The sequence below is a fragment of the Alistipes indistinctus YIT 12060 genome (assembly GCF_025144995.1).
GTDB lineage: Bacteria > Bacteroidota > Bacteroidia > Bacteroidales > Rikenellaceae > Alistipes_A > Alistipes_A indistinctus.
In genome coordinates this window covers 1,399,005-1,421,371 of sequence record NZ_CP102250.1, presented here as the reverse complement: position 1 = coordinate 1,421,371, position 22,367 = coordinate 1,399,005, and the positions used below count along the sequence as shown (strand labels likewise).

The following is a 22,367-nucleotide window of genomic DNA, read 5'->3' as shown; positions in this document are numbered from 1 at the left end:
ACGGTATCAAGTTTTGGGGTGGAAGAAACCAGAACTGTTGTTTAGTCTGTTAATTGAGATTGGTTAATGTGTTAAGATGTATTAACGTGCCGTTGTTTGAGGATTTAGCGGAGCAGGGAAGCTCAGCTATTATTGAACTGATTCATAGTTCGTTCAAGCCCGATCGTGCCGAATGCTTTGATCGCCTCGGCAGCCACTTTGGTGCGCTCGGGCAGTGCTGTGGCCTCCTCTTTTGTCCATTCGCCCAGTACGTAGTCGATCTGCATTCCTTTCGGAAAATCGCCCCCGATGCCGAACCGCAGCCGGGCATATGCATTCGTGCCGAGCAGTTCGGCTATATTTTTAAGCCCGTTATGTCCCCCGTCGCTTCCTTTGGCCCGGATGCGGATCGTACCGAACGGCAGCGCGATGTCGTCGACGATGACGAAAACGTTTTCCAACGGAATTTTCTCGGCCTGCATCCAGTAACTGACGGCTTTCCCGCTCAGGTTCATGTAGGTCGACGGCTTGAGCAGGATGAATGTCCGTCCTTTGTGTTTCAGTTCCGCTACCGAGCCGTAGCGCTGGGAGCTAAAAACAGTATTGGACGCTTCTGCTAAAGCGTCCAATACCTTGAAACCTATATTGTGACGGGTCGCAGCGTATTCGGCTCCGATATTTCCCAGTCCAACAATCAGATATTTCATTGCATAGGGTTATTGATTTTCCCGCTTCACGTTTCGACGTATGTCCGAAGGCTCACGGGTGGTTACAACCTGTTGCGGATTATTCGGCGGCGGCAGCGGCGGCACCCCTTGCGGCACGGGTCATCTTGACTGCGCAAACAGCGGTAGAGGCTGGTGTCAGCAACGTGATGTTGTCATACTGGAGGTCTCCTACGAAGATGCTCTTGCCCAGGCCGAGGGTCGTTACGTCAACGACGATCTCGTCGGGAAGGTTCTCCATCGTGGCGCTGATGCGTACTTTACGCTTGCTGAGGATCAGTTTACCGCCCTGCTTTACACCTTCCGAGTTGCCGGTCAGGCGCACCGGAACGTCGATCGAGATCGGTTTGCCGGGAACTACGTGGTAGAAGTCGATGTGCAGTACGTTATCTTTGACGGGATGGTACTGCACTTCGCGCATTACGCCTACCTCTTTCTGGCCTTCGATGTCGAACTCCACCAGGTAGGACTGCGGCGTATAGATCAGCGGTTTTACCGCTTTGGCGTCCACCGAGAAGTGAACCGTTTCGCCACGGCCGTAGATCGTGCAGGGAATCATCCCCTCTTTGCGGATGTGTTTGCTCTCTTTTTTGCCGAAATCAGCGCGTTTCACGCCGGCAATTTTGATTGTTTCCATAGTTTAAAAGTCGTTTAAATTTACATTCCGGCGCTACTCAGAAACAGGACAAGAGATTGAACCTGCCTCCCCATCGGGCCGTTTCCGGTGGGCAAAGATAGGACGAATAACCGGAAAATGAAAAAATACCCGAAAATTTCACCCTAATATTTTGCGGTTTCTCAATTTTGGCTACCTTTGCACCACTTTCCGCTATGGAAAGCAGGTTCTTTACACTCCATGACGAATTTAAATTATTTTATTAATTTGTTTGGAGAATATGTTTTAACGCCTTATCTTTGCAACGAAGTTTTAGGTTCATTTAGGTTAGTAGTTAGTTTTAGGTTAGTAGAAGGAAGGCATTCCAGACTCGGGGCATTGTTCCCGGACTGATGTCTTTCCTTTGAAATTTAACCTGCGGACTTCACTCCCTGTTGCATACAGATATCAGGCCCAGATGGTGAAATTGGTAGACACGCTACTTTGAGGGGGTAGTGCCGGTTACGGTGTGCAAGTTCGAGTCTTGTTCTGGGCACCATGTTTATGCGGCGGTACGCCGTGCGGCAATTGCCATTGTTCTGAAATTATTGATTTAACGATATGCCCAGGTGGCGGAATAGGTAGACGCGCACGTTTCAGGTGCGTGTGCCGCAAGGCGTGCAGGTTCGATTCCTGTCCTGGGCACTAAGGTCCTTACAGTTGAAGATTGTAAGGACCTTTTTCTTTTATGTTCTCGCGTCTCAATAAGATCTGGATGTATCCTGGGTAAGGACATCTAATGAATATATTGCGGCTTTCTTGATGTTGGCCTGTTCGGGACAACTGTCCATACTCCATTTGCCAAAGTGTGTATTCCCGTCTTTTGGCCAGGCGGACTTTTTGTGTTTCCTCTTTTTTTATGAATCCGGTTCTTATTGATATTTTGAAAGGAATTATCGCAATTTGAAGACAATGGGAATGAGGAGGTTCATCTTGGTAGCTACCCCTGAAACATAAGCCGGTTCCCACTTTTTGAGCAGTCGCACGACCCGTAGAGCCTCTTCGTCGAGTAGCGGATGTACGCTTTTGTAGACTTCGGCGGTTGTCAGTGTGCCGTCGGTGTCGATATGGGCCGAAACCAGCACGGTTCCTTCAATTCCCTCCTGAGCGGCCTTCTGTGGATAGGTCGTATTTTTTGCGAGCTGGCGGAACATCGCTTCATTGCCCCCGGTATATTTGGGTGGGGTCTCAGCAGGATCTTCCTTGAGCGGCCGGAGTACGCCGTCCCTGCTTTTGCGCAGGAGTGAAAACAAATAATCTCCGGACGGCTCCGCATGGAAAACGAATATTCGGGACGCTAAAATATCTTCGAACGATGTCGGTTTGCGGATCGATAGATGTACCTGTTCGGCGTCGCAACCGGTTTGGAACAACAACACCGATTGGTCCCGTCCTTCGGACGAAAGCGACCAGGAAGCTTTTGCCTTTTCGAATTTCTGATATTTCAGTCCCGGATGTCGGCGATACCAGTCGTATTTACTCCGGGCGATCGCCTGCGAGGAACGATGGGTGCTGCGGAGTAACATCCCGCCCCGGATGCAGGTCAGTTCGGCATTCATTGCTTGCTCTTGCTGAAGAAAAGGACATTGCAGGTGAAGTACCCCCGGAGCGAATGCCAGGACCTGCAACGGGACAGCACCCAGATAAACCGTTTTCCCAACCGAATCGGAGGTAATGCAAACGTGATCGTAACCGGAGGGAGGGAGCAGGTTGACCTCTAAATAGCCGAATCTGATTGCCCGGAAAGGGGCGGTTTCGAGTTGGAGTTGTAGGATTTCTTTCCGTTCGCCGCCGGTAAGGTCGCTCCGGTAGCTAAGACCTGAGTCGGTATTCAGGAGCAGTTCACTGCCGTTTTCATCCTGAAATGCATAAAGTATCTGCACTCGTGCATTGCCCAGCCCTTCGATCGGATCACTGACGGCGCCCGATATTTTGGGATTGGCGGGGCGGATGGGAGTGAGGTGTACTCCCTGCATCGTCAGCGATGAACTGCCCGGCTTGGTATGGCACGAGAAATGACTTTCGAGGGAGAAATATTGGGTCGAGTCTCCGGGTATCGGTTCTTTTATGTAGAGGCTGTCGATGAACGGCCGGAGGTGTGTGCCGGAGGCAACCGGGTCGAATATTATCGGGTTTTCCCACGGAAACAGGCGTAGTGCGTCGCCCGAGCGTTGCAAATCTTGTTCGCGGTATGTCGTCGCTTGCAGGTACGTGTAGTAATCGGAAGGAATCGCTTTGTTGGGGCAACCTGCTGCGATGGCGGCATAGTCGGTTTTGTCTCTTTTCAGGGCACTGTAACGATAAACGGACGGTTCCGCGCTTACGGCTGCAAAGAACGAGGCGAGGCTCAAGGCCGCCGTACCCAGCAGGAGTGGCAGGTTTTTCATGATATGGTGCAATGTCTATGGATTTATAGGTTGTAGATGTCTGAAACCTGGATTTCCGACTTGCGGTTTCCGAGCGGTTTTCCTTTTTTGGAAAGGTTTTCACTCACGGCGACATGTGTTGCGGATGACATCCACTTCTCTTTTGGGATGGTGCAGGAGTAACTCAGCAGGATGGGGCGCTTTTTACCGTATTTCGAACAGACTTCCGGGGCTTTGGGCTCAATCCCCTGACGGCGCAGTCGGCGCGTTTCACGGTTGCTTTCCCGGCCTGTCTGCAACAGCAGGCTGCCTAGCGAAACCGAGCTGTTTTGCGGCCCGTTGGCCAGTTCCAGTGTGATATCCATCGTCTCGTTCCGTTTTATGGCCCCGTAAGGGATGTCGATTACCATTCCCACCTCGCAACTGTCCGGGCCGCTGCCGCGGAGCTCTGCATGATATTCGATCTTGTCGAGCCGTTGTTTGACAGGAAGGTCTTCGGCCCGGAGCGATCCGGCGAAGGCGAGTATGCCGCCGGCCAGGATCAGTGTGCGGTGATTTGGTGTTTTCATCGAAAGTTTTGCGTATTGTAAATGTCGTTTTATTTATAAATACAAAGGTATATAAGAAAGGTATTTGTAAAGGCCGATCGATTGTATTTAGGGTGTGAAAACGCAAAATGAGGATTTTATTTCGGAATTTGAGTATGATTTGAGGTGGGAAATGGTTACCTTGACCACAATTCCGTAAGGACTTCGACCAAACCAAAACTACATACCTGAAATGAGTACGAGACGTGAATTTCTGAAACAGGCCCTTACCGGTACAGCGGCCCTCTCTTTGGGCGGCCTGATGCCCGGCCTCAGCAACAAGAGTTATGGAAGCGTATTGGGCGCTAACGACAAAATCCGCGTAGGCGCTATCGGTGTTAATTCGCGCGGTATGGCGCTGGCGACCAATTTCGCGATGCAGCCCGGCTGCGAAGTGGTGCATATTTGCGATGTCGATTCGCGGGCACTGGCCAAATGCGCCGATGCGGTCGAAAAAATCCAGAATAACAAGGTGCGGCGTGACCGGGATTTACGCAAAATGCTCGAATCTCCCGAGATGGACCTCGTGCTGATCGCTACTCCCGACCATTGGCATGCTCCGGCTGCGCTGATGGCCATGCAGGCGGGGAAGGATGTCTACCTCGAAAAACCGTGCAGTTATGCGCCGCACGAAGGAGAAATGCTGATCCAGGGAGCTGCGAAATACCGCCGCTTGCTCCAGATGGGAAACCAGCGCCGTTCGTGGCCGAATGTAATAAAAGGTATCGAAGAGGTCAAAAAGGGCACGATCGGCCGTGTCTATTTCGGCAAGGCGTGGTATTGCAGCAATCGCGGCCCGATCGGTACCGGCAAGGAGGTGGACGTGCCCGAATGGCTCGATTGGGACATTTGGCAGGGTCCGGCTACGCGGGTGCCGTTCCACGACAATTATGTACATTATAATTGGCACTGGTTCTGGCATTGGGGTACGGGCGAGGCGCTCAACAACGGGACGCACATGGTCGATATCCTGCGTTGGGGTATGGAAGAGGACTATCCTGTCTCGGTGAACTCCGTCGGCGGCCGTTTCCGTTACCAGGACGACTGGGAGACTCCCGACACGCAGGTGATCAGTATGAATTTCGCCGACGGCAAGTCGATGACCTGGGAGGGCCGCAGTTGCAACGGCCGTACGGTCGAGGGTGCCGAAGTGGGTGCGATGTTCTACGGCGAAAAAGGCAGTCTGCTGATTACCGGCAGCAATGGTTATACGATTTACGACCTGAAAAACAATTTGGTTAAGGAGGAGATGAGCGGTACGACGTTCGACCAGAACAATCTGGTTAATCCGACCCAGTCACTCGATGTTTATCACATTGACAACCTGTGCGATGCAATCCGTAAGAGTACGCCGCTCAATGCCGACATCGTGTCGGGGCACAAGAGCACACTGCTCGTGCAGTTGGGCAACATCGCCCAACGGGTCGGACGTACGCTGAATATCGATCCGCTCAGCGGTCATATCCGGGGCGACAAGCAGGCCCAGAAGCTTTGGAGCCGCGAGTACGAGAAGGGCTGGGAGATGAAAGTCTGATCGTCGGCCTGCGAAAACTTCGTTCTTTGGAGAAATGTTCCGGCGGAATGCGGCATGGGCCCGTTCCGGCGGAACTAAACCGGAATTCACTAACCTAAACGGATAATCATGTCAACCGGCAATCTTCCGGCGGCCGCTCCGGCGCGGAAAACCTCCGTCGCCGCGATGGCGATCCTCGGGCTGATGTTTTTCATCTTCGGGTTTACCTCGTGGGTGAACTCGATTCTCGTACCCTATTTCAAGATCGGCTGCGAACTGAACCATTTCCAGTCCTACCTGATTGTTTTCGCGCTTTACAGCGCTTACCTGATTATGGCGATTCCGTCGTCGGCAATTCTCAAGCGGGTAGGTTTCAAGCGCGGTATCATGTACGGCTTTTTCTGCACGGCGCTCGGCGCGCTGATTTTCATCCCTGCAGCGTGGTGGCGCTCCTATCCGGTGTTTCTGGCCGGGTCGTTCGTGATCGGCGCCGGTTCGGCGATGCTGCAGGCGGCCGCCAATCCTTATGTAACGATGATCGGCCCGATCAACACCACAGTGAAGCGCATGGCGATCATGGGCATATGCAACAAATTCGCCGGCCTGGTGGCGCCGCTGATTTTCGCGGCCGTGGTGCTCAAGGTGACCGACAGCGACCTGTTCGTGCAGTTGGAATCGGCTACGCTCGATCCTGCGGCCCGTTCGGCGATGCTCGACAGTTTGGTACACCGGGTGATGGTGCCCTATGCCATTTTTGCCGCTTTCCTGATCGTGATCGGGGTCTTCATCCGTTTTTCGATGCTGCCCGAACTGAACCTCGAAGAGAAGAACAAGCAGGAGGTGGCGCCGGGCGGCGAGGGTAAAACGTCTGTTTTCCAGTTTCCTTACCTGATCCTGGGCGTCGTGGCGATGTTCCTGCATATCGGTACGCAGGTGGTGACGATCGATACGATCATCAGTTATGCACAGACGATGGGAATGGACCTACTCGAGGCCAAAACCTTTCCCTCTTACACGTTGTCACTGGTGATTCTGGGGAATGTGCTGGGCGTGTTGTTAATACCGAAGATTATCTCGCAGACCCGTGTATTCCAGATCTGCTGTACGCTGGGCTTCCTGCTCTCGCTGGGCGTGGTATGGGGCAACACCCAGGTCGATTTCCTCGGCCACCACGCGAATATTTCGATCTGGTTTCTGGTCGGTATAGGGTTGGCTAACTCGCTTGTTTACGGTGGGATATGGCCGTTGGCGATCCGCGGGCTCGGCCGTTTCACGAAAACCGGTTCGTCGATGCTGATCATGGCGCTTTTCGGTAATGCCGTCGTGCCGCTGATCTACGGATATATCGCCGATACGGCATCGTTGCGCATCGCCTATTTCTGGATACTGCTGCCCGGTTTTGCGTATTTGATGTTCTATGCTTTCTGCGGCTACCGGATTACTTCGTGGAGCGGCCGCAAATCCTAAACAGTATTGAAACATGAACAAAACGATCATTATAAACGGCCGGATCGTACTGCCTGAGGGTGTGCTTGCCGACGGTTGCGTCGAGTTTGCCGACGGAAAGATTACTGCGGTGAAGGAGGGGCCTTACAACGGCCAGGCGACCGGTACGATTATCAATGCGCAGGGCAATTATGTTTCGCCGGGCTTTATCGACATCCATACCCACGGAGCCGGCGGTCACGATTTTATGGACGGTACGGTCGAAGCGTACCTGGGGGCTGCGCAGATGCATGCCAGGCACGGGACGACGGCGCTGCTGCCGACGACGCTGACCAGCACCAACGAAGAGTTGTTGAATACTTTCGCCACGTACAAAGAGGCCAAAGCGCAGAACCGCAGCGGGGCCGCCTTTCTGGGGCTCCATCTCGAGGGCCCCTATTTCTCCTACAACCAGCGCGGTGCGCAGGATCCGAAATATCTGCGCAATCCCCGGCCGGAGGAGTACGAAACGATCCTTGCGGCATCGGACGATATCGTACGCTGGAGCGTTGCCCCCGAACTGGACGGTGCGCTGGAGTTCGGGCGGAGGCTTGCCGAGCGGGGTATCCTGCCTTCGATCGGGCATACCGATGCGATTTACGAACAGGTCGAAGAGGCTTATCGGCATGCCGGTTATACGCATGTCACGCATCTCTATTCGTGTATGTCCACCATTACGCGCCGCAATGCCTACCGTTATGCGGGAGCGTTGGAGGCGGCCTATATGATGGACGATATGACCGTCGAAATCATTGCCGACGGAGTGCACCTTCCCGCCAGCCTGCTGAAATACGTATGCAAGTTCAAGGGGCCCGATAAGATCGCTTTGGTGACCGATTCGATGCGCGGTGCCGGCATGCCCGAAGGCGAGACCATTCTCGGCAGCCTGAAGGATGGCCAGCGCGTAATCATCGAGGACGGGGTGGCCAAGCTCCCCGACCGGTCGGCATTTGCCGGCAGCGTGGCGACGGCCGACCGTTTGGTGCGGACGATCGTTTCACTGGCCGGGGTGCAGCTTGCGGATGCGGTGAAGATGATGACGCTGACGCCCGCACGGATTATGAAGGTCGACGATTGTAAAGGTTCGCTCGCCGTGGGCAAGGATGCCGATATCGTGATTTTCGACGAGGGAATCAATGTCAAAACCACTATTATCGGCGGTAAATGTCTGACGATTCATTAGGATTGATTATGGATATGTTTTTGAAACAGGATGAACTTGCCGTCGAGCAGTACGCTTCGCGCAAGGCTATGGGCGAGGCGGCAGCAAAAGAGGTGGCCGCGAAAATCGCCGGACTGCAACGGGAGAAAGAGTCGGTCAATATCATTTTTGCCGCCGCACCGTCGCAGAATGAGTTCCTCGAAGCGTTGATCGCTGCGCCGGGCATCGATTGGCGCCGTGTCAACGGGTTCCATATGGACGAATACATCGGGTTGGCAGCCGATGCACCGCAGGGATTCGGCAATTTCCTGCGTGGGCGGCTGTTTGGCCGTTTGCCGTTCGGGCAGGTTTTCTACCTCGACGGACAGGCGGCTGATCCCCAGGCGGAGTGTGCACGATATTCGGCGTTGTTGGCCGAATATCCGGCCGATATCGTCTGTCTGGGCATCGGCGAGAACGGGCATATCGCCTTTAACGACCCGCATGTGGCCCGGTTCGACGATCCGGTGCGCGTCAAAGTAGTCGACCTGGACGACAAGTGCCGCCGCCAGCAGGTGCACGACGGTTGTTTCGCTTCGTTGGGGCAGGTGCCTACGCACGCGTTGACACTGACGATTCCTGCACTGACTGCTGCGCCCGGTATGTATTGTATCGTTCCGGCGCAGACGAAGGCGCGCGCCGTGCACGATACGGTCTATGGCGAAATTACCACGGCCTGTCCGGCTTCGATTCTGCGAACGAAAACCGGTGCGAAGCTTTACCTCGATCCCGACAGCGGGGCTTTGCTGTAGTTCTACCGGCTCTGTGCTCCGGAGGCCTGCGTGTTTGCCGCGAGCTGTGTGTTGTGACCGCTGAAACGGATAGCAGAGACGGATTTTGTAAATAAAGGCTTGTAAGGACCGGCTCATGGGCCGATCTTTTAACCCGAACGGTCGGCCTGATTTGGATAGTATCTACTAAAACTGTTAAAACCGGAAAGAATATGAAAACGAAGAGTTTGTTTTTGACGCTGTTGGCGCTGGTGGTAGCTACCGGCCTGACCGCAAAGGTCAAGAAAATCGGGATGATCGGTCTCGATACCTCGCACAGCATTGCTTTTGTCAAATCGTTCAATGATAAGTCGGGGCCCCACGCCGGACTGGGAGAATACCGGGTCGTAGCCGCCTACCCGCACGGATCGTACACGATTCCGTCGAGCTATGAACGGATTCCCGCTTACACCGACAGCGTAAAGAAATACGGCGTCGAGATCGTCGGTTCGATCGACGACTTGCTTAAGCAGGTGGATTATGTGCTGCTCGAGACCAACGACGGCAACATGCACCTCGAACAGGCGGCACAGGTGATGAAAGCCGGCAAGCCGATGTTTATCGACAAACCGATCGCCGGGCACCTGAATGAAGCTATCGCGATTTTCGAACTGTCTAAAAAATACAACGTACCGCTGTTCAGTTCCTCTTCGTTGCGTTATACGGCCGCTACGCAGGAGATTCATAACGGCAAGTACGGCGAAGTAATCGGTGCCGACAGCTATGGTCCCGATAATTCGGAACCTTCGCACGGTGACTTTACCTGGTACGGTATCCATGCGGTCGAAGCGCTTTATGCGGTGATGGGTACCGGTTGTAAAGAGGTTAGCTGCGCTTCCGTTCCGGGAACCGAAGTAGCTACCGGTATCTGGGAAGGCGACCGGATCGGTACGTTCCGGGCGAACGTGAAGGCCAAATATGTCTTCGGCGGCACGGTGTTTACCAAGGAAGGTGCGTTTCAGATGGGTTCTGAAATCCCTTATGAAGCGTTGTTGCAGCGGATTATCGGATTTTTCGATACGGGTGTCGTGCCGGTAACCCCGCAGGAGACGATCGAAATCTTCACCTTTATGGAAGCTGCTTCGGTGAGTAAGGCACGCGGTGGCGTGCCGGTGATGATGAGCGAGGTTTACGAGAAAGCCAGCCGCGAAGCACAGGAGATATTGAAGAAGTATTAGAATTTTCGTACCTTGATTTCGCTTCCGGCCGGTTCCGGCCCGTTATGTGTCTTGGGTTGACACGATTGTATGATTCCCGGGGCGGTATGTTCCGGGAATCGGTTGAGGACAACGGTCGTATATTTGAAAACAGGGAAGCACCTGAGCCGAATAGCCGATGCGAACCGGCAGGGAATCCGGGTTTGTGTGAAGTGCCGGGTATACGATTCCGAACCGATTGATGATTTTATAGTGATGAAAAACCGTCTGTTGATACCGTTACTTTTGGCCGCATCTGTCGTGGGATGCCGCACACCGCATCTGGCCGCCTCTTTCACGGGAGCCGACGGCGAGGTGCGCCTGATCTGTCTCGATCCGGGCCATTTCCATGCCGCTTTGGTGCAGAAATATCCGAATCCGCGTATCGACAGCACGGTCTGGGTGTATGCGCCTGCCGGCGATGAAGTGCAGGGTTATCTCGATCTGATCGAAACGTTCAACGCTCGGGAGAAAGATCCGACTCACTGGCAGGAGAAGACCTATATCGGGGCAGATTACCTTGAAAAGATGCTGGCCGAGCAGCGCGGTAACGTCGTTCTGTTGGCCGGTAACAACGGCCGCAAGATCGATTATATCGAACGATCGGTCGGGGCCGGACTGAATGTATTCGCAGATAAACCGCTGGTGATCGATAGCGCCGGATTTGCACGGCTCGAGCGGGTGTTCTCCGAAGCAGGCGGGAAAGGCGTGCTCGTTTACGATATTATGACCGAACGGTACGATTTGCTCAATATCCTGCAGCGGGAACTGATGCGGGACTCGGCGCTGTTCGGAACCATAGTGAAAGGGACGCCGCAGCAACCGGCCGTCGAGGTGACCAGTATACACTCTTTCTATAAGGAGGTGGCCGGCAAGCCGCTGACGCGTCCGGCCTGGTATTACGATGTCACGCAGCAGGGAGAGGGGATTGCCGATGTGACGACACATTTGATCGACCTGGCGGCATGGAAATGTTTTCCCGGGGAGCCGGTCGATTACCGCAACGATGTGGAGGTACTCTCCGCAACGCACTATCCCACACCGGTGACGCGGAGTCAATATGCCCGCTCGACGGGTTGTGCGGAGTTTCCCGCTTATTTGTCGGGTGCCGTACATGATTCGATACTCGATGTCGAAGCCAACGGTACGATTCTCTATACGCTCAAAGGCGTGCATGTGGCGATCGATGTACAATGGAAGTTCGAGAATCCGCCCGGCAGCGGGGATATTGCCCGTTCGGTGATCCGGGGAACCAAGGCGACGCTTTCGATTCTGCAGGACACGGAACAGGGTTACAAGCCCATGCTTTATGCCGAACCTGCTCCGGGCGTGGATGCTGCCGTGTTCGAACGAAACCTGGCCGCGGCGGTGGCGCGGCTCGCGCAGCAATACCCGGGATTGACGGCAGTACTCGAACCTGTATCCGCAACTGTGTCGAGTAAAGAGGCGAAAACGGCCGGGAAAGCGGCTTTGCGACCTGTCCGGGTCCTGGCAGGGCAACCTTCCGCAGCCCGGATGCGGATTGTCGTGCCTGCGGGAAGCGATCCGGGACATGAGGCCCATTTTGCCTCGGTATTCCGTTGTTATACCGATTATCTGGTTCAGGGAATGCCCCAATGGGAACGGGATGCCATATTGGCAAAATATTACATCACTACCAAAGCGCATGCGATGGCGCAACAAAAAAGATGAACGATACGGTTATTACGGCAGCTTTCAAGCGCCGGGAGTTGAAAATATGGGCGGTGTGCTTTGTCGCCGCGATACTGGTCAATGCCGGAGCGATTCTTTGGTTCGGGACCCATTGGGTCGAATTGTTCACACAGATCGGCTATGTCGTTGTTTTATCGGTCCTGCTTTATGTCGTTGTCGCCGGAGTGCGGTTGGTCGTGTGGGGCGTGAAGAGGTTGGCTTGCCGCAAGTGCAGGTCGGCTAAAATGACAGGTAGTCATACCAGGTAACAGCGTAAACAGGGAAGCGGCAGGGTGCTGACATTCGAATATAGTACGGCCAATCGCGATATGCCTGTGGCGTACGGATCGTTCCGGGCCATGCATACGCTCTGTGAAGTTTTAATCGCTGGAATCGCACGTCCTGCGGCCGAGGAGCTGATCCGAAGGATTTATGAGCGGGCCGGTGTGCTGGAGTCGAAATTTAACCGTTTCGATCCGCAGAGCGGGGTGAGCAGGATGAATCGAAGTGCTGCCTGCGGGGAAACGACTGTCGATGACGAACTTTACGGGGCTTTGGAGATGTGTCGTGTGTTCAACCGTTCTACCTGCGGCAGCTTCGATATCGCCGTGCAGTCGGAGGAACGTCCCTTCGGCGAAGCGTATCTGTTACAGCCTTCGCGTCATGCTGTGCGATTTACCGGAACAGGCGTGACGTTGGATTTCGGCGGTTTTGCGAAAGGGTATGCGTTGGAACGGATCAAACAATTGTTGGTCAAAGAGACGGTCGGATCGGCTTTGGTCAATTTTGGGAACAGTTCGGTCCTGGCCCTGGGGGTGCATCCGTTCGGAGACCATTGGCCGGTCGGGTTGGCAAATCCGTTCCGGGATGGTGAAGAGGCGTATGGCTTTAAGTTGCGGGACGGGGCGCTTTCCATATCGGGACATACGCCCGAGCATCCGCGGCACATTATTGACCCGGGAAGCGGGGGGTATGTAGCGCGGGATGGTTTCGTCGCTGTGCAGGGGCGTTCGCCGTTGGTGGCCGAGGTGCTTTCGACAGCCCTGTTCGCGGCTCCCGAAACGAAATGGAGCGGTATTATGGAGAATTACACGGATTACCGTGCCGTGCGGATCGGGTGCGATCGTGACGGTACGGTTACCGTAACGGAAATTACATGATAAGCGAACCGTTCGGAGTATAGACGGCCGTGACCGCACAGCGCGGGAGGCGGCCTGTAACAGATTTTCAGTCAGAAAAATTTATGGACAGAAGAGGGTTTCTCAAAGAGTTGGGGCTGGTCGGCGGTAGCGGCGTGCTGCTGGCGATGTTTCCGTGGTTGCAGTCGTGCAGCGACGAAGCGCGCCGCGAGGTGGCGGGTGAAAAGGCGCGGTTGGCCATTGTCGGTACCGGTTCGCGCGGCCAATACCATATACAGAACCTGCTGAACACGCCGGAAGCCGAGATCGTCGCGCTGTGCGATATCTATCCGCCCCACCTGGCTGAAGCCGCGGCGCTCTGCCCCGGTGCCAAATGCTATTCCGATTTCGACGAACTGCTCAAAGATACGAATGTACAGGGCCTCGTGATCGCGGTGCCGTTGTCGTCGCATGCTCCGCTGTCGATTGCGGGACTGCGCGCCGGCAAGCATGTTTTCTGCGAAAAGGCGATGGCCTATACGGTCGACGAATGCAAGCAGATGTACGATGTTTGGAAGGAGACCGGTAAGGTGCTCTATATCGGCCAGCAGCGCCTGTTCGATAAAAAATATATCCGGGCCGTGGAGTTGATCAATTCGGGCGAGATCGGCCAGATCGTCGCGCTGCGTAACTTCTGGTTCCGCAATAACGACTGGCGGCGTCCGGTTCCGTCTCCTGAGTTCGAGCGGCTGATCAACTGGCGGCTCTACCGCGACACGTCGTGCGGATTGATGACCGAGTTGGGATGCCACCACTTGCAGAACGGCACGTGGATTCTGCGTTCGCTGCCCGATTACATTACCGGCAGCGGCGATATCGTCTATTGGAAGGACGGCCGCGACGTATACGACAGCGTGTCGACCATTTACCATTATCCCAACGGGGTGAAGATGAGTTTCGATTCGGTGATTGCGAACAAACGTTACGGGATGGACGAGCAGGTGCTCGGCTCGAAAGGAACGCTCGAACTCTCCCGCGACCGCCTCTATCACGAGGAGCCCCGTCCGAAAACAGGGATCCGCCAACTGATCGGTCAGATCGAGCAGGGAGTGTTCGACAATTCCGTTTTTGCGGGGACGAGTTGGGCACCCGAACTCGGCTCGAATGATCCGGGTGAACCGATCGTTTCGTCTGCGGCAGTGCATAACGGGGCGAGCATGGTCGGCGCTTCGGGGGACGGGTCGGAAGAAATGATCGCGGCCTACTGCCGTTCGGTCATTACCGGCAAGCAGGCGCCGAACCTTGTCGAAGAGTCTTATTATGCAGCCGTACTGGCCCTGCTCGGCCTGCAGGCCATGGAGGAGCACCGGATCGTCGAATTCCCCCAAGAGTATGTCATTCCTTATTTGTAGATAGCCGATGATCCGGGTCCTGGTCCTTACTGATTTTTCGAGCGGCTATGGCCGTAACCTGCTTCGGGGCATTGTCCGCTATTCGCAGCAGGTCGGGGGTTGGACTTTTTACCGCATGCCGCTTTCCTACCGGATGCTGCATGGCGACAAAGGCGTGGTCGAGTGGGCGAAAAAATGGGGTGCAGACGCAATCGTCGCGCAACTCGGGGATGTGGATATCAAGTTGCTGAGGGACCTGAAGATTCCCATCATCGTGCAAAACTACCAGGACCGTATCTCCGGCGTTTGCAACCTGACGGGCGATTATATCGGGACGGGACGCATTGCCGCCGATTTCTTTCTGCGTAAGGGTTACTATAATTTTGCCTATTACGGAATTACGGATACGGTCTGGGCGCGGGAGCGCGGCGAAGGGTTCCGGCTCGAACTGGAGCAGCGCGGTTACAGGGCCTATCAGTTCCTCGAAAGTTCGCCGATGCGCGAGGCGTGGAATTATGATCTCGAGTCATTGGGACAGTGGCTGCTTTCGTTGCCGAAACCGGTGGGTTTGTTTGCCTGTGACGACCAATTTGCGCTGCAGGTCTCCGAAACCTGCCAGATTTTCAGCATCCGGGTTCCCGAAGAGGTGTCGATTCTCGGGGTCGATAACGACGAACTGCTGTGCAATATCGCTTCCCCGCAACTCTCTTCGATCATGCTCGATGTCGAAAACGGGGGCTACATGGCGGGACATACGCTCCATCAATTGATCCGCAAGCGGATCGAAGCTCCTTATAACATTTCGGTCGGAGCATTGCAGGTGGTCGAACGCCAATCCACGCAGAAGTATGTGATCGAGGATCCCTATATCTTGCAAACAGTGGCTTATATCGAACAGAATTATGCTACGCGTTTGTCTGTGAACGACCTGTTGGAGCGGATTCCGCTCTCGCGGCGCATTCTCGAAAAACGTTTCAAGCAAAATACCGGTCTGACCCTGTATCAATTCATCCAGCGTTACCGGATCGACCATTTCGCACGGCAGTTGATTTCGACGCGCCGCGCCGTGAAGGATATCGCCTTTTCCTGCGGTTTCGACGACTGCAAGAACCTTTCGCGGGTCTTCTGCAAGTTTAAGCAGATGACCCCTTCCGCCTACAGGCGAAAGTACGGTGTGCACCGCCGGGGGGATACTACGCAATTTTAAATTATCGTGAAGTTTTGGTTATGGCATTATAAATGACCGTTGCACAGTTAACTTTGTCGACATTCAGTTGCAGTGCCGGATTTGCCTGTTTGCAAAACTTTATGAAATTTTACTGATTATGTGGTTGTTCTCCATGTTGTTGCAAGCTGCCCCAGCGGTTGGGACCGATCCTGTCGCCGCACACGGCGAAAGCTATTTCAGCCTGATGGCCAAAGGCGGCGTGATCCTGATCCCGATTTTCTTGTTGGCGGGGCTCGCCATATTCCTCATTGCCGACAAGTGGCATTTTCTCCGGAAACTGGACAAGAGCGATAACCGGGCGCTGGCCTATCTGTTGCGCCTGATTTACGAAGGAGATACGGATAAGGCCGTGAAATTTGCCGGTGAAAGGAACAATCCCGCTTTCAACGTGATTGCGGCGGGTCTGAAAGACGATAACGGGTCGATGCAGGATGTGGAAGAATCGATGCAGGTGGAGTCCCGCATGCAGATTGCCCGGCTCGAAAAGGGGTTGAATTACCTGGCGATTACCGCGTCGGTAGCACCGATGCTGGGATTCCTCGGGACGATTTTCGGGGTGATCCGTATCTTTTACGATATTTCGCTTTCCGGCCAGTTGGACATCTCGACCATTTCGAACGGATTGTATGAGAAGATGATCTGCTCGGGGACCGGCCTGCTGGTAGGTATTATTGCCTACAGCGGCTATTCATTGCTGAACGGCAGGATCGACAAGGTCGTGTTGCAGATGGATGTGACGGTGAACGAGGGATTGAAGGCTATCCGGTCGGTCAGCCGTTCGGGGGTGTTCAACGGTTATAGCTCGTAAGGCGATGAAAATCGAGAGGCGCAAAACGGGTATTGCGGAGGTGTATACCGCTTCGCTCAACGACATCATGTTTTTCCTGCTGCTGTTTTTCCTGATCATCTCCACGATGGTCACGCCGATGGCATTGAAGGTGCTGCTGCCGCATTCGAGCACGGCGGAACAGGTAGCTGTCAAGAAAAACATCATGCTGGTCGTTACCGGCGACCGGCAATATTATATCGATGACCAGAAGGTCGGATTCGGAGAGATCGAATCCCGGCTTTCGGCGATTCTTAAAAACAACACGACCCCGGACGGCAAGGCCGTCGAATATGTCGTACTGTTGCAGGCCGATAAGTCCCTGAATGTTCAGGATGTGATCGATCTGGTCGATATCGGTAATAAATTGCATGTAAAAACCCTGCTTTTCGTGGATAAAACTTAACGGAAGGACTTTCGTTTATATTTATTGCAATATAAATACAATAAAATATTGTTGTAAATATGAGAGTTCCGGGATTTGGAATACGAAAATTTCTGTGAGGGGACTTTATTAAATATGTTGTGGTGTCTGACGCGAATCACAGCTTTTACTCGATCGGCTGGTCGGAGGAGATTTGTGATAAGGTGAAAGCCTGGTTGATTGCCTCCACTCCATTTTATAAACCCTCCAGCCAAAGGTCAAAATCGGATTTTTGATATCAGGTGTACGAATAACATGCTCTTTTTTGTAACTTCGTAAGATCGAATCAAAACCTACGAATGAATATGAAAAAAGTGTTGTTGTGTTCGCTGTGTCTGTTGGTGTGTGCGTTGGGAATCAATATTCCCGCAGTTGCCCAGCCGTCGCAGAAACTGGTTAACGTGGTGGTATCGCCCGACCGCCCCGATTGGAAGTATAAAGTGGGCGATGAAGCCGTTTTTACGGTACAGGTGCTTGAAGCGGCCAATCCTGTTAAAGGGATAACGGTGGATTACGAAGTGGGGCCTGAATTTTTTCCTACTGTTAAGAAAGAAGGAGTCGTGCTCAAAGACGGCAAAATGACGCTGAAGGCGAAGATGACCGAGCCGGGATTCGCACGTTGCCGCGTGGTGGCAAAAAAAGACGGTTATACCTACGAGGGTTTGGCGACGGTGGCGTTCAGCGAAGATCAGATCCGTCCGACATCGCCCGAACCTGCCGATTTCGACGCTTTTTGGACCGATGCACTCGCTCAGGCCCGTAAAACTCCGCTCGATCCGATTGTGACATTATTGCCGGAGCGTTGCACGCCGACTCAGAATGTTTATCAGGTCAGTTTTCAGAACGAACGTCCCGGTTCGCGGATCTATGGCATCCTGATGATGCCGAAGAAAGAAGGGAAATATCCTGCCGTACTGTGGGTGCCGGGTGCCGGTGTCCGCGGACGCCAGGGTTTCAATCTCGGGGACAGCATCATTACTTTGCAGATCGGGATTCACGGCGTACCTGTGGATATGCCTGACGGAGTGTACCGCGATCTGGGCAGTGCGGCGCTGAGCGGATATTGGCGTTATAGCATGAATGACCGGGATGAACACTATTACAAGCGGGTTTATACCGGATGTGTCCGTGCGGTGGATTTTCTCTGTTCGCTGCCCGAGTTCGACGGTAAGACCATAGGTGTAACCGGAGGCAGCCAGGGAGGGGCACTGTCGATCGTAACGACTGCGCTCGATCCCCGGATTCGGTTTATGGCCCTCAACCATCCGGCATTGTGTGACTTTGCCGGTTATCTGAACCACCGCGCCGGCGGATGGCCGCACTATTTCCGTGAAAAGCAGCCTAAACCCGGAGAGGTTGAGGCGCTCTCTTACTATGACGTGGTTAATTTTGCAAAGCGCGTGAAAGTGCCGGGCTGGTTTACGTGGGGATATAACGACGTGGTATGTCCGCCGACCTCGATGTATGCCGCGTACAATGTTATTCCCGCACCGAAGGAGTTGCATCTCTACCTCGATTCCGGCCACTGGATCTATCCCGAACAGGCTAAAGCCAGTAACAAATGGCTGAAGGAACATTGCGGAATCCGGTAATATTCGCAATGTGACCGTTTTGTATCCGGGATAAAATTTGCGGTTAAAAATATCGGCTAACGTCGTATCTGTAAAGTCGTCCTGGTGTTTTGCCGAAGGTCACCTTTGGCCAGGGAATAATAAAACGGGCTGCATGCATCCGATGCAGCCCGTTTTTCGTTATTAGCTCCTATTTGTAGGGATTGCAGGAATAATCATTGGACAATCTGTCCGAGCCTGAACTCGGACGGATTATTTCCCTGTCACTGTGCAATGGGTTTGAGTGCGGTTTTGTTTTCTATGGATATTTCGTATCCGGCCGGTGTGTCGAGCGTGTAATAGAGCCGTTTCCCTTTCTTTTCCCAGGAGAGGGAGATCTCCTCGTCGCCGACGGGTACGGTGCCGCTGCATTGTTTCAGGTCCGAATCATTGAATACGATATTCAGGCGTTTGTGGATCGGATCGATTTTGGCCAGACCCAGCAGGTCGCGGTAGAATACATGCGCGATGTGCGCTGCAAAACCGTGGTTGCAGCTGGCCGTGGGCGTCAGGTTTTCCCACAGCGTACCGGTCTGGTCGGCCATGTAGAGGTATTGGTCGACCGATTCGTTGAGCAATTGCTTTACCAAGCCGTAACGGGAGAGTATCTCCATCCGTAGATAAGTGCCGATGAAAGCATTCGCCGGATAAATTTCGGAATATGCCCCGGTTTGTTTGCGTTGCGGGCCAAAGTCGGAGCAAAGGATATTCCACAGCTTCGGATAACGTTCCGGAGAGGCCGTGCCGAGGAAGAATGCATAGTATTGGCAGGTTTCGGTACGGTTTTTCGGCTGCGGGACCAGATCGCCGTCGACCCGGACCGCGTTGTCGATGAAGAAGGTGCCGTCGAAAGCCTGTTTGCGGATCGTCTCATGGATTCGCTGTGCTTTTTGCTGCAGATCGGGACGGTTGTAGAGTTTTCCGGCTACTTCCAGCATTCTTGCATAGAGCATGTTGGTGGGATAGTTGACATCCTGGACGAAATCGTTCGCTTTCGACCATTCGACGAAAACCCACTTTTCCAGGTTCTCGAGCAGCTCGTCCTCGTTCTCGTATCGGGCGAAATAGTCGAGCAGTGCGTTTACCTTCGGTTCGAGTGCTTTGATCATTTGCCGGTCGTTGCTGCGTGCGAGGTACTCTTCCAGTTCGATCACGAACCACATGGCCCAGTTGGGGATGAAATTGCCGTTGACGTGATCCGAAGGATAGCACATCGGGAGCATTCCCTGCGGGATGTTCATGAATTTCTCCGGAAGCAGGTAATTCTCGAGGAAATTGGTTTCGATCAAGTGGTTGCCCGAAAGATCGAAAGCGACTCGCGCCGTGAAATAACTATCGCACAGCCATCCGGCTCGCTCTCGGGACGGACAGTCCATGAAAATGTCCAAGGCATTTTGCTTGTAAGTCTCCACGGCCGCTTTGTAAATTTTGTTGATTCCTCCGTTGTCGCACGAGAACGAGGCGCGCGCAACATCCGAATTCACATACTGGCGGATGTAAAAATCGCTCACCTTGCAATCGCCTTTTTCGACGATTACTTGCAGGTATTGGAGCGTGTAGGGTTCGAACGATTCGAGTTCGTATGTGCCCGGTGCCAGTTCGTACTCCATCCGTCCGTCGAACGACATGCGCCGTTTGATTCCCCCGTTGGTCAGCAGTTCATCCCACAGGAAAACGATTTTCGAAGGGGTGCGGACATCGAATTTAGCCCCGATAAAGCCTGTGGAGTTGCATTCGAATTTGTAGACATTGTTCGGAAGGCTTTCCGTGTAGCGGCGGATCGTGTAATCAGGGTATTTCACCCGCCGGGCGATCAGGTTCTTGTGGTCGGTCTGCTCCAAAGCGGCCGGCTTGAACAATGGCGATGCGGGATCGGTCAGCCAGGAATTGTAATCCGGGGTGAGTTTGTAAAGCTCACGATGAGTGCGTTGGTAGCTGAATTTGGGTGCCTCTTCTAAACGCTGTCCCAGCACGGCCCCTTCGAACGGTTTGCCCTCTTTGCTCCAGGATCCGGATGTCGTGGCGGCTACTACTGTCCCGTCGGAAGTGATCTCGGCCTGCAGGAACGACGGTGCGTTCATGATGTAAAAGTTCGGGATATTATAGCCCGCTACCTCGAGGGCGATTAGGTTGTCGCCGGATTTCAGGTACGGGTTCAGGTCGTATTCGTCGATGCGGTAAAAACCTTTGCCGGCTACGCAGGGGCCGTGGCCCAGGAAAACGCCGTTTACATAGGCCCGGTAATCGCTGTGCGCGGCCAGGCGCAGCTGTGTCTGTGATTGGCCGTTCCAAGGGATGCAGACGCGGAAACTGGCGGTCAGGTTTGGCGTGTTCTGTTGGCCGTTTACCCAAACCGGTACGGCGCGTTGGAACGATGCGGGTTGGGCGTACAACTGGATGCAGGCCAAGGCACCTAAAGCTGCGAGGATGCCTGTTCGGATTAGTCGGTTCATACAATGGAATTTTATTTGGAATGTTTGTCGGGGTTTAACGTAAGAGCCTATTTTATCCATAAGGGCAATACCCAGGAATAAGCCTGGGGGAGACTACGCTGAGAAGATCCTGCCCGAGCGCGGTCGGCGGTCTTTTAGCGGGATTGCCCGGCGTCGTTCTGCAGCCAGTCGAGCAGCAGTTGTTTCATCTGGTCGTGGAACCGGAAAGAGGGACGGAATCCCCAGCCGTGACCTCCCGAAGGAAAAGTATACAGTGCGGCCGGGATTTGCCAGCTTTTAAGGGCTTCGTAGAACATAATGCTGTTTTGGGACGGGACGGTACGGTCGTCGTCCGACTGCAGGAGCAGTACCGGCGGGGTTTGTGCAGTCACTTGCTTTTCATTGGAATAGTAATTCCGGAGTTGCGACGTGAGGTTTTCGCCGGCCAATCCCCGGACCGATCCGCGGTGTGTCAGGCTGTCGGCAAAGGTAATTACCGGATAGAAAAGAACCCCGAAGTCGGGACGTGTTGCTGCATCGAAATGAGTGAGCAGTGTGGATGCGAGGTGTCCGCCGGCCGAAGAGCCCATGACTCCGACCGAATTCGGGTCGATTTTCCATTTAGCCGAATTTTCCCGGATCAGGCGCATGCCCTGTTGGGCGTCGGCGAGCGGAATGGCATGGTGCCCGTTGGGGATCCTGTATTTGAGGACTACGCCGGTGATGCCGTTTCCGGCCAGCCATTGTGCGATCTCTTTGCCTTCGTGATTGATGGCCAGGAAACTGTACCCGCCGCCGGGTGCGATGAGGACAGCCATTCCTGTGTTTTTTTCCTGTGCGGCCGGATAGACAAGTAGCGAAGGGAGGGTAACGTTGTGGACGAATCCGTGCTCGTCGATGGTCTCCGGACCGGTCAGACCGCTGTTGCCGGGAGGAGTGGAAGGCCATAACGTGACCTCGAACGGCGCGTGTTGGGCCTTTGATACGGTGTTGCACAAAACTAAACAGAGAATAAGGAAAATTGTTTTCGGGAAGTGTGGATTTTTGTAAAACATGGTCAGGAACGATAAAATTTGCTCCAAAATAGAGAATTTTTCCCGGATTGCAAAGAGATTCCGGAAGGCTTTGGTCCGGAACTTTGGCCTGAAAACGGCAACGCCGCAATTTGC

The 22,367-nt window shown here is 53.9% G+C and carries 19 protein-coding genes and 2 tRNA genes; 15 read left to right on the top strand and 6 right to left on the bottom strand.

Annotated features, from left to right (window positions below; all coding sequences use genetic code 11):
* Window positions 1–122: 122 nt before the first annotated feature.
* Complete coding sequence (gene pth, locus NQ495_RS06050) at window positions 123–686, bottom strand: aminoacyl-tRNA hydrolase (protein WP_009133848.1); 564 nt, start codon at window positions 684–686, stop codon at window positions 123–125.
* A 79-nt stretch (window positions 687–765) separates the two neighbouring features.
* On the bottom strand, window positions 766–1,341 hold the full coding sequence (locus NQ495_RS06045) for a 50S ribosomal protein L25/general stress protein Ctc (RefSeq protein ID WP_009133849.1): 576 nt from the start codon (window positions 1,339–1,341) through the stop codon (window positions 766–768).
* A 430-nt stretch (window positions 1,342–1,771) separates the two neighbouring features.
* On the opposite strand from NQ495_RS06045, the gene NQ495_RS06040 reads away from it, so the two are divergent.
* Together NQ495_RS06040 and NQ495_RS06035 are read left to right on the top strand one after the other, a co-directional pair.
* Window positions 1,772–1,858 (top strand) — tRNA-Leu (locus tag NQ495_RS06040).
* Window positions 1,859–1,922: 64 nt separating this feature from the next.
* Window positions 1,923–2,004 (top strand) — tRNA-Leu (locus NQ495_RS06035).
* A gap of 248 nt (window positions 2,005–2,252) precedes the next feature.
* Here NQ495_RS06035 and NQ495_RS06030 read toward each other — a convergent pair.
* Both NQ495_RS06030 and NQ495_RS06025 read right to left on the bottom strand, forming a co-directional pair.
* Entirely contained in the window at window positions 2,253–3,746 is a 1,494-nt protein-coding gene (locus tag NQ495_RS06030) for an energy transducer TonB (RefSeq protein ID WP_009133850.1), read from the bottom strand.
* A 23-nt stretch (window positions 3,747–3,769) separates the two neighbouring features.
* Window positions 3,770–4,294 carry a hypothetical protein gene (locus NQ495_RS06025; protein ID WP_009133851.1) on the bottom strand — a complete coding sequence of 175 codons (525 nt, stop codon included), beginning with the start codon at window positions 4,292–4,294 and terminating at the stop codon, window positions 3,770–3,772.
* Window positions 4,295–4,505: 211 nt separating this feature from the next.
* Between NQ495_RS06025 and NQ495_RS06020 the strand changes: the two genes are divergently transcribed.
* The 13 genes from NQ495_RS06020 (at window position 4,506) to NQ495_RS05960 (ending at window position 18,748) form a co-directional block, all read left to right on the top strand.
* Window positions 4,506–5,846 (top strand): Gfo/Idh/MocA family oxidoreductase, encoded by a 1,341-nt coding sequence (locus NQ495_RS06020; RefSeq protein ID WP_009133852.1) that lies wholly within the window; start codon window positions 4,506–4,508, stop codon window positions 5,844–5,846.
* Window positions 5,847–5,954: 108 nt separating this feature from the next.
* Window positions 5,955–7,292 (top strand): sugar MFS transporter, encoded by a 1,338-nt coding sequence (locus NQ495_RS06015; RefSeq protein ID WP_009133853.1) that lies wholly within the window; start codon window positions 5,955–5,957, stop codon window positions 7,290–7,292.
* 13 nt (window positions 7,293–7,305) lie between these two features.
* On the top strand, window positions 7,306–8,493 hold the full coding sequence (gene nagA, locus NQ495_RS06010; protein ID WP_009133854.1) for an N-acetylglucosamine-6-phosphate deacetylase: 1,188 nt from the start codon (window positions 7,306–7,308) through the stop codon (window positions 8,491–8,493).
* A gap of 8 nt (window positions 8,494–8,501) precedes the next feature.
* Entirely contained in the window at window positions 8,502–9,263 is a 762-nt protein-coding gene (locus tag NQ495_RS06005; RefSeq protein ID WP_198004408.1) for a glucosamine-6-phosphate deaminase, read from the top strand.
* A 191-nt stretch (window positions 9,264–9,454) separates the two neighbouring features.
* Window positions 9,455–10,459: a Gfo/Idh/MocA family protein gene (locus NQ495_RS06000; RefSeq protein WP_009133856.1), complete on the top strand. Its 1,005-nt coding sequence runs from the start codon at window positions 9,455–9,457 to the stop codon at window positions 10,457–10,459.
* Window positions 10,460–10,582: 123 nt separating this feature from the next.
* Window positions 10,583–12,169, top strand: coding sequence for a putative oxidoreductase C-terminal domain-containing protein (locus NQ495_RS05995; RefSeq protein ID WP_182654159.1), 1,587 nt, complete (start codon window positions 10,583–10,585; stop codon window positions 12,167–12,169).
* Window positions 12,166–12,438: a hypothetical protein gene (locus NQ495_RS05990; protein ID WP_009133858.1), complete on the top strand. Its 273-nt coding sequence runs from the start codon at window positions 12,166–12,168 to the stop codon at window positions 12,436–12,438. The genes NQ495_RS05995 and NQ495_RS05990 overlap by 4 nt, the downstream gene beginning before the upstream one ends.
* A gap of 24 nt (window positions 12,439–12,462) precedes the next feature.
* A complete protein-coding gene (locus NQ495_RS05985) occupies window positions 12,463–13,329 on the top strand; it encodes an FAD:protein FMN transferase (protein ID WP_050807971.1) in 867 nt (288 codons plus the stop codon).
* Window positions 13,330–13,412: 83 nt separating this feature from the next.
* A complete protein-coding gene (locus NQ495_RS05980; protein WP_009133860.1) occupies window positions 13,413–14,699 on the top strand; it encodes a Gfo/Idh/MocA family protein in 1,287 nt (428 codons plus the stop codon).
* Window positions 14,700–14,706: 7 nt separating this feature from the next.
* On the top strand, window positions 14,707–15,885 hold the full coding sequence (locus NQ495_RS05975) for an AraC family transcriptional regulator (protein ID WP_009133861.1): 1,179 nt from the start codon (window positions 14,707–14,709) through the stop codon (window positions 15,883–15,885).
* Window positions 15,886–16,003: 118 nt separating this feature from the next.
* Window positions 16,004–16,714 (top strand): MotA/TolQ/ExbB proton channel family protein, encoded by a 711-nt coding sequence (locus NQ495_RS05970; protein ID WP_009133862.1) that lies wholly within the window; start codon window positions 16,004–16,006, stop codon window positions 16,712–16,714.
* A gap of 4 nt (window positions 16,715–16,718) precedes the next feature.
* Window positions 16,719–17,138 (top strand): ExbD/TolR family protein, encoded by a 420-nt coding sequence (locus NQ495_RS05965; protein WP_009133863.1) that lies wholly within the window; start codon window positions 16,719–16,721, stop codon window positions 17,136–17,138.
* Window positions 17,139–17,461: 323 nt separating this feature from the next.
* Window positions 17,462–18,748 carry an acetylxylan esterase gene (locus NQ495_RS05960; protein ID WP_040294194.1) on the top strand — a complete coding sequence of 429 codons (1,287 nt, stop codon included), beginning with the start codon at window positions 17,462–17,464 and terminating at the stop codon, window positions 18,746–18,748.
* A gap of 242 nt (window positions 18,749–18,990) precedes the next feature.
* Here the strand turns inward: NQ495_RS05960 and NQ495_RS05955 are convergent, their stop codons facing one another.
* The gene (locus tag NQ495_RS05955; protein ID WP_009133865.1) at window positions 18,991–21,219 is read right to left on the bottom strand and encodes an alpha-L-rhamnosidase-related protein; all 2,229 of its coding nucleotides are present in this window, start codon (window positions 21,217–21,219) and stop codon (window positions 18,991–18,993) included.
* A gap of 134 nt (window positions 21,220–21,353) precedes the next feature.
* Window positions 21,354–22,196 (bottom strand): alpha/beta hydrolase, encoded by an 843-nt coding sequence (locus NQ495_RS05950; protein ID WP_259801983.1) that lies wholly within the window; start codon window positions 22,194–22,196, stop codon window positions 21,354–21,356.
* Between the last annotated feature and the right edge of the window lie 171 nt (window positions 22,197–22,367).

Bases quoted from the DNA above. Each gene is read 5' to 3' on its own strand.
- pth (WP_009133848.1), bottom strand. From the start codon at position 686: ATGAAATATCTGATTGTTGGACTGGGAAATATCGGAGCCGAATACGCT.
- NQ495_RS06045 (WP_009133849.1), bottom strand. From the start codon at position 1,341: ATGGAAACAATCAAAATTGCCGGCGTGAAACGCGCTGATTTCGGCAAA.
- NQ495_RS06030 (WP_009133850.1), bottom strand. From the start codon at position 3,746: ATGAAAAACCTGCCACTCCTGCTGGGTACGGCGGCCTTGAGCCTCGCC.
- NQ495_RS06025 (WP_009133851.1), bottom strand. From the start codon at position 4,294: ATGAAAACACCAAATCACCGCACACTGATCCTGGCCGGCGGCATACTC.
- NQ495_RS06020 (WP_009133852.1), top strand. From the start codon at position 4,506: ATGAGTACGAGACGTGAATTTCTGAAACAGGCCCTTACCGGTACAGCG.
- NQ495_RS06015 (WP_009133853.1), top strand. From the start codon at position 5,955: ATGTCAACCGGCAATCTTCCGGCGGCCGCTCCGGCGCGGAAAACCTCC.
- nagA (WP_009133854.1), top strand. From the start codon at position 7,306: ATGAACAAAACGATCATTATAAACGGCCGGATCGTACTGCCTGAGGGT.
- NQ495_RS06005 (WP_198004408.1), top strand. From the start codon at position 8,502: ATGGATATGTTTTTGAAACAGGATGAACTTGCCGTCGAGCAGTACGCT.
- NQ495_RS06000 (WP_009133856.1), top strand. From the start codon at position 9,455: ATGAAAACGAAGAGTTTGTTTTTGACGCTGTTGGCGCTGGTGGTAGCT.
- NQ495_RS05990 (WP_009133858.1), top strand. From the start codon at position 12,166: ATGAACGATACGGTTATTACGGCAGCTTTCAAGCGCCGGGAGTTGAAA.
- NQ495_RS05980 (WP_009133860.1), top strand. From the start codon at position 13,413: ATGGACAGAAGAGGGTTTCTCAAAGAGTTGGGGCTGGTCGGCGGTAGC.
- NQ495_RS05975 (WP_009133861.1), top strand. From the start codon at position 14,707: ATGATCCGGGTCCTGGTCCTTACTGATTTTTCGAGCGGCTATGGCCGT.
- NQ495_RS05970 (WP_009133862.1), top strand. From the start codon at position 16,004: ATGTGGTTGTTCTCCATGTTGTTGCAAGCTGCCCCAGCGGTTGGGACC.
- NQ495_RS05965 (WP_009133863.1), top strand. From the start codon at position 16,719: ATGAAAATCGAGAGGCGCAAAACGGGTATTGCGGAGGTGTATACCGCT.
- NQ495_RS05960 (WP_040294194.1), top strand. From the start codon at position 17,462: ATGAAAAAAGTGTTGTTGTGTTCGCTGTGTCTGTTGGTGTGTGCGTTG.
- NQ495_RS05955 (WP_009133865.1), bottom strand. From the start codon at position 21,219: ATGAACCGACTAATCCGAACAGGCATCCTCGCAGCTTTAGGTGCCTTG.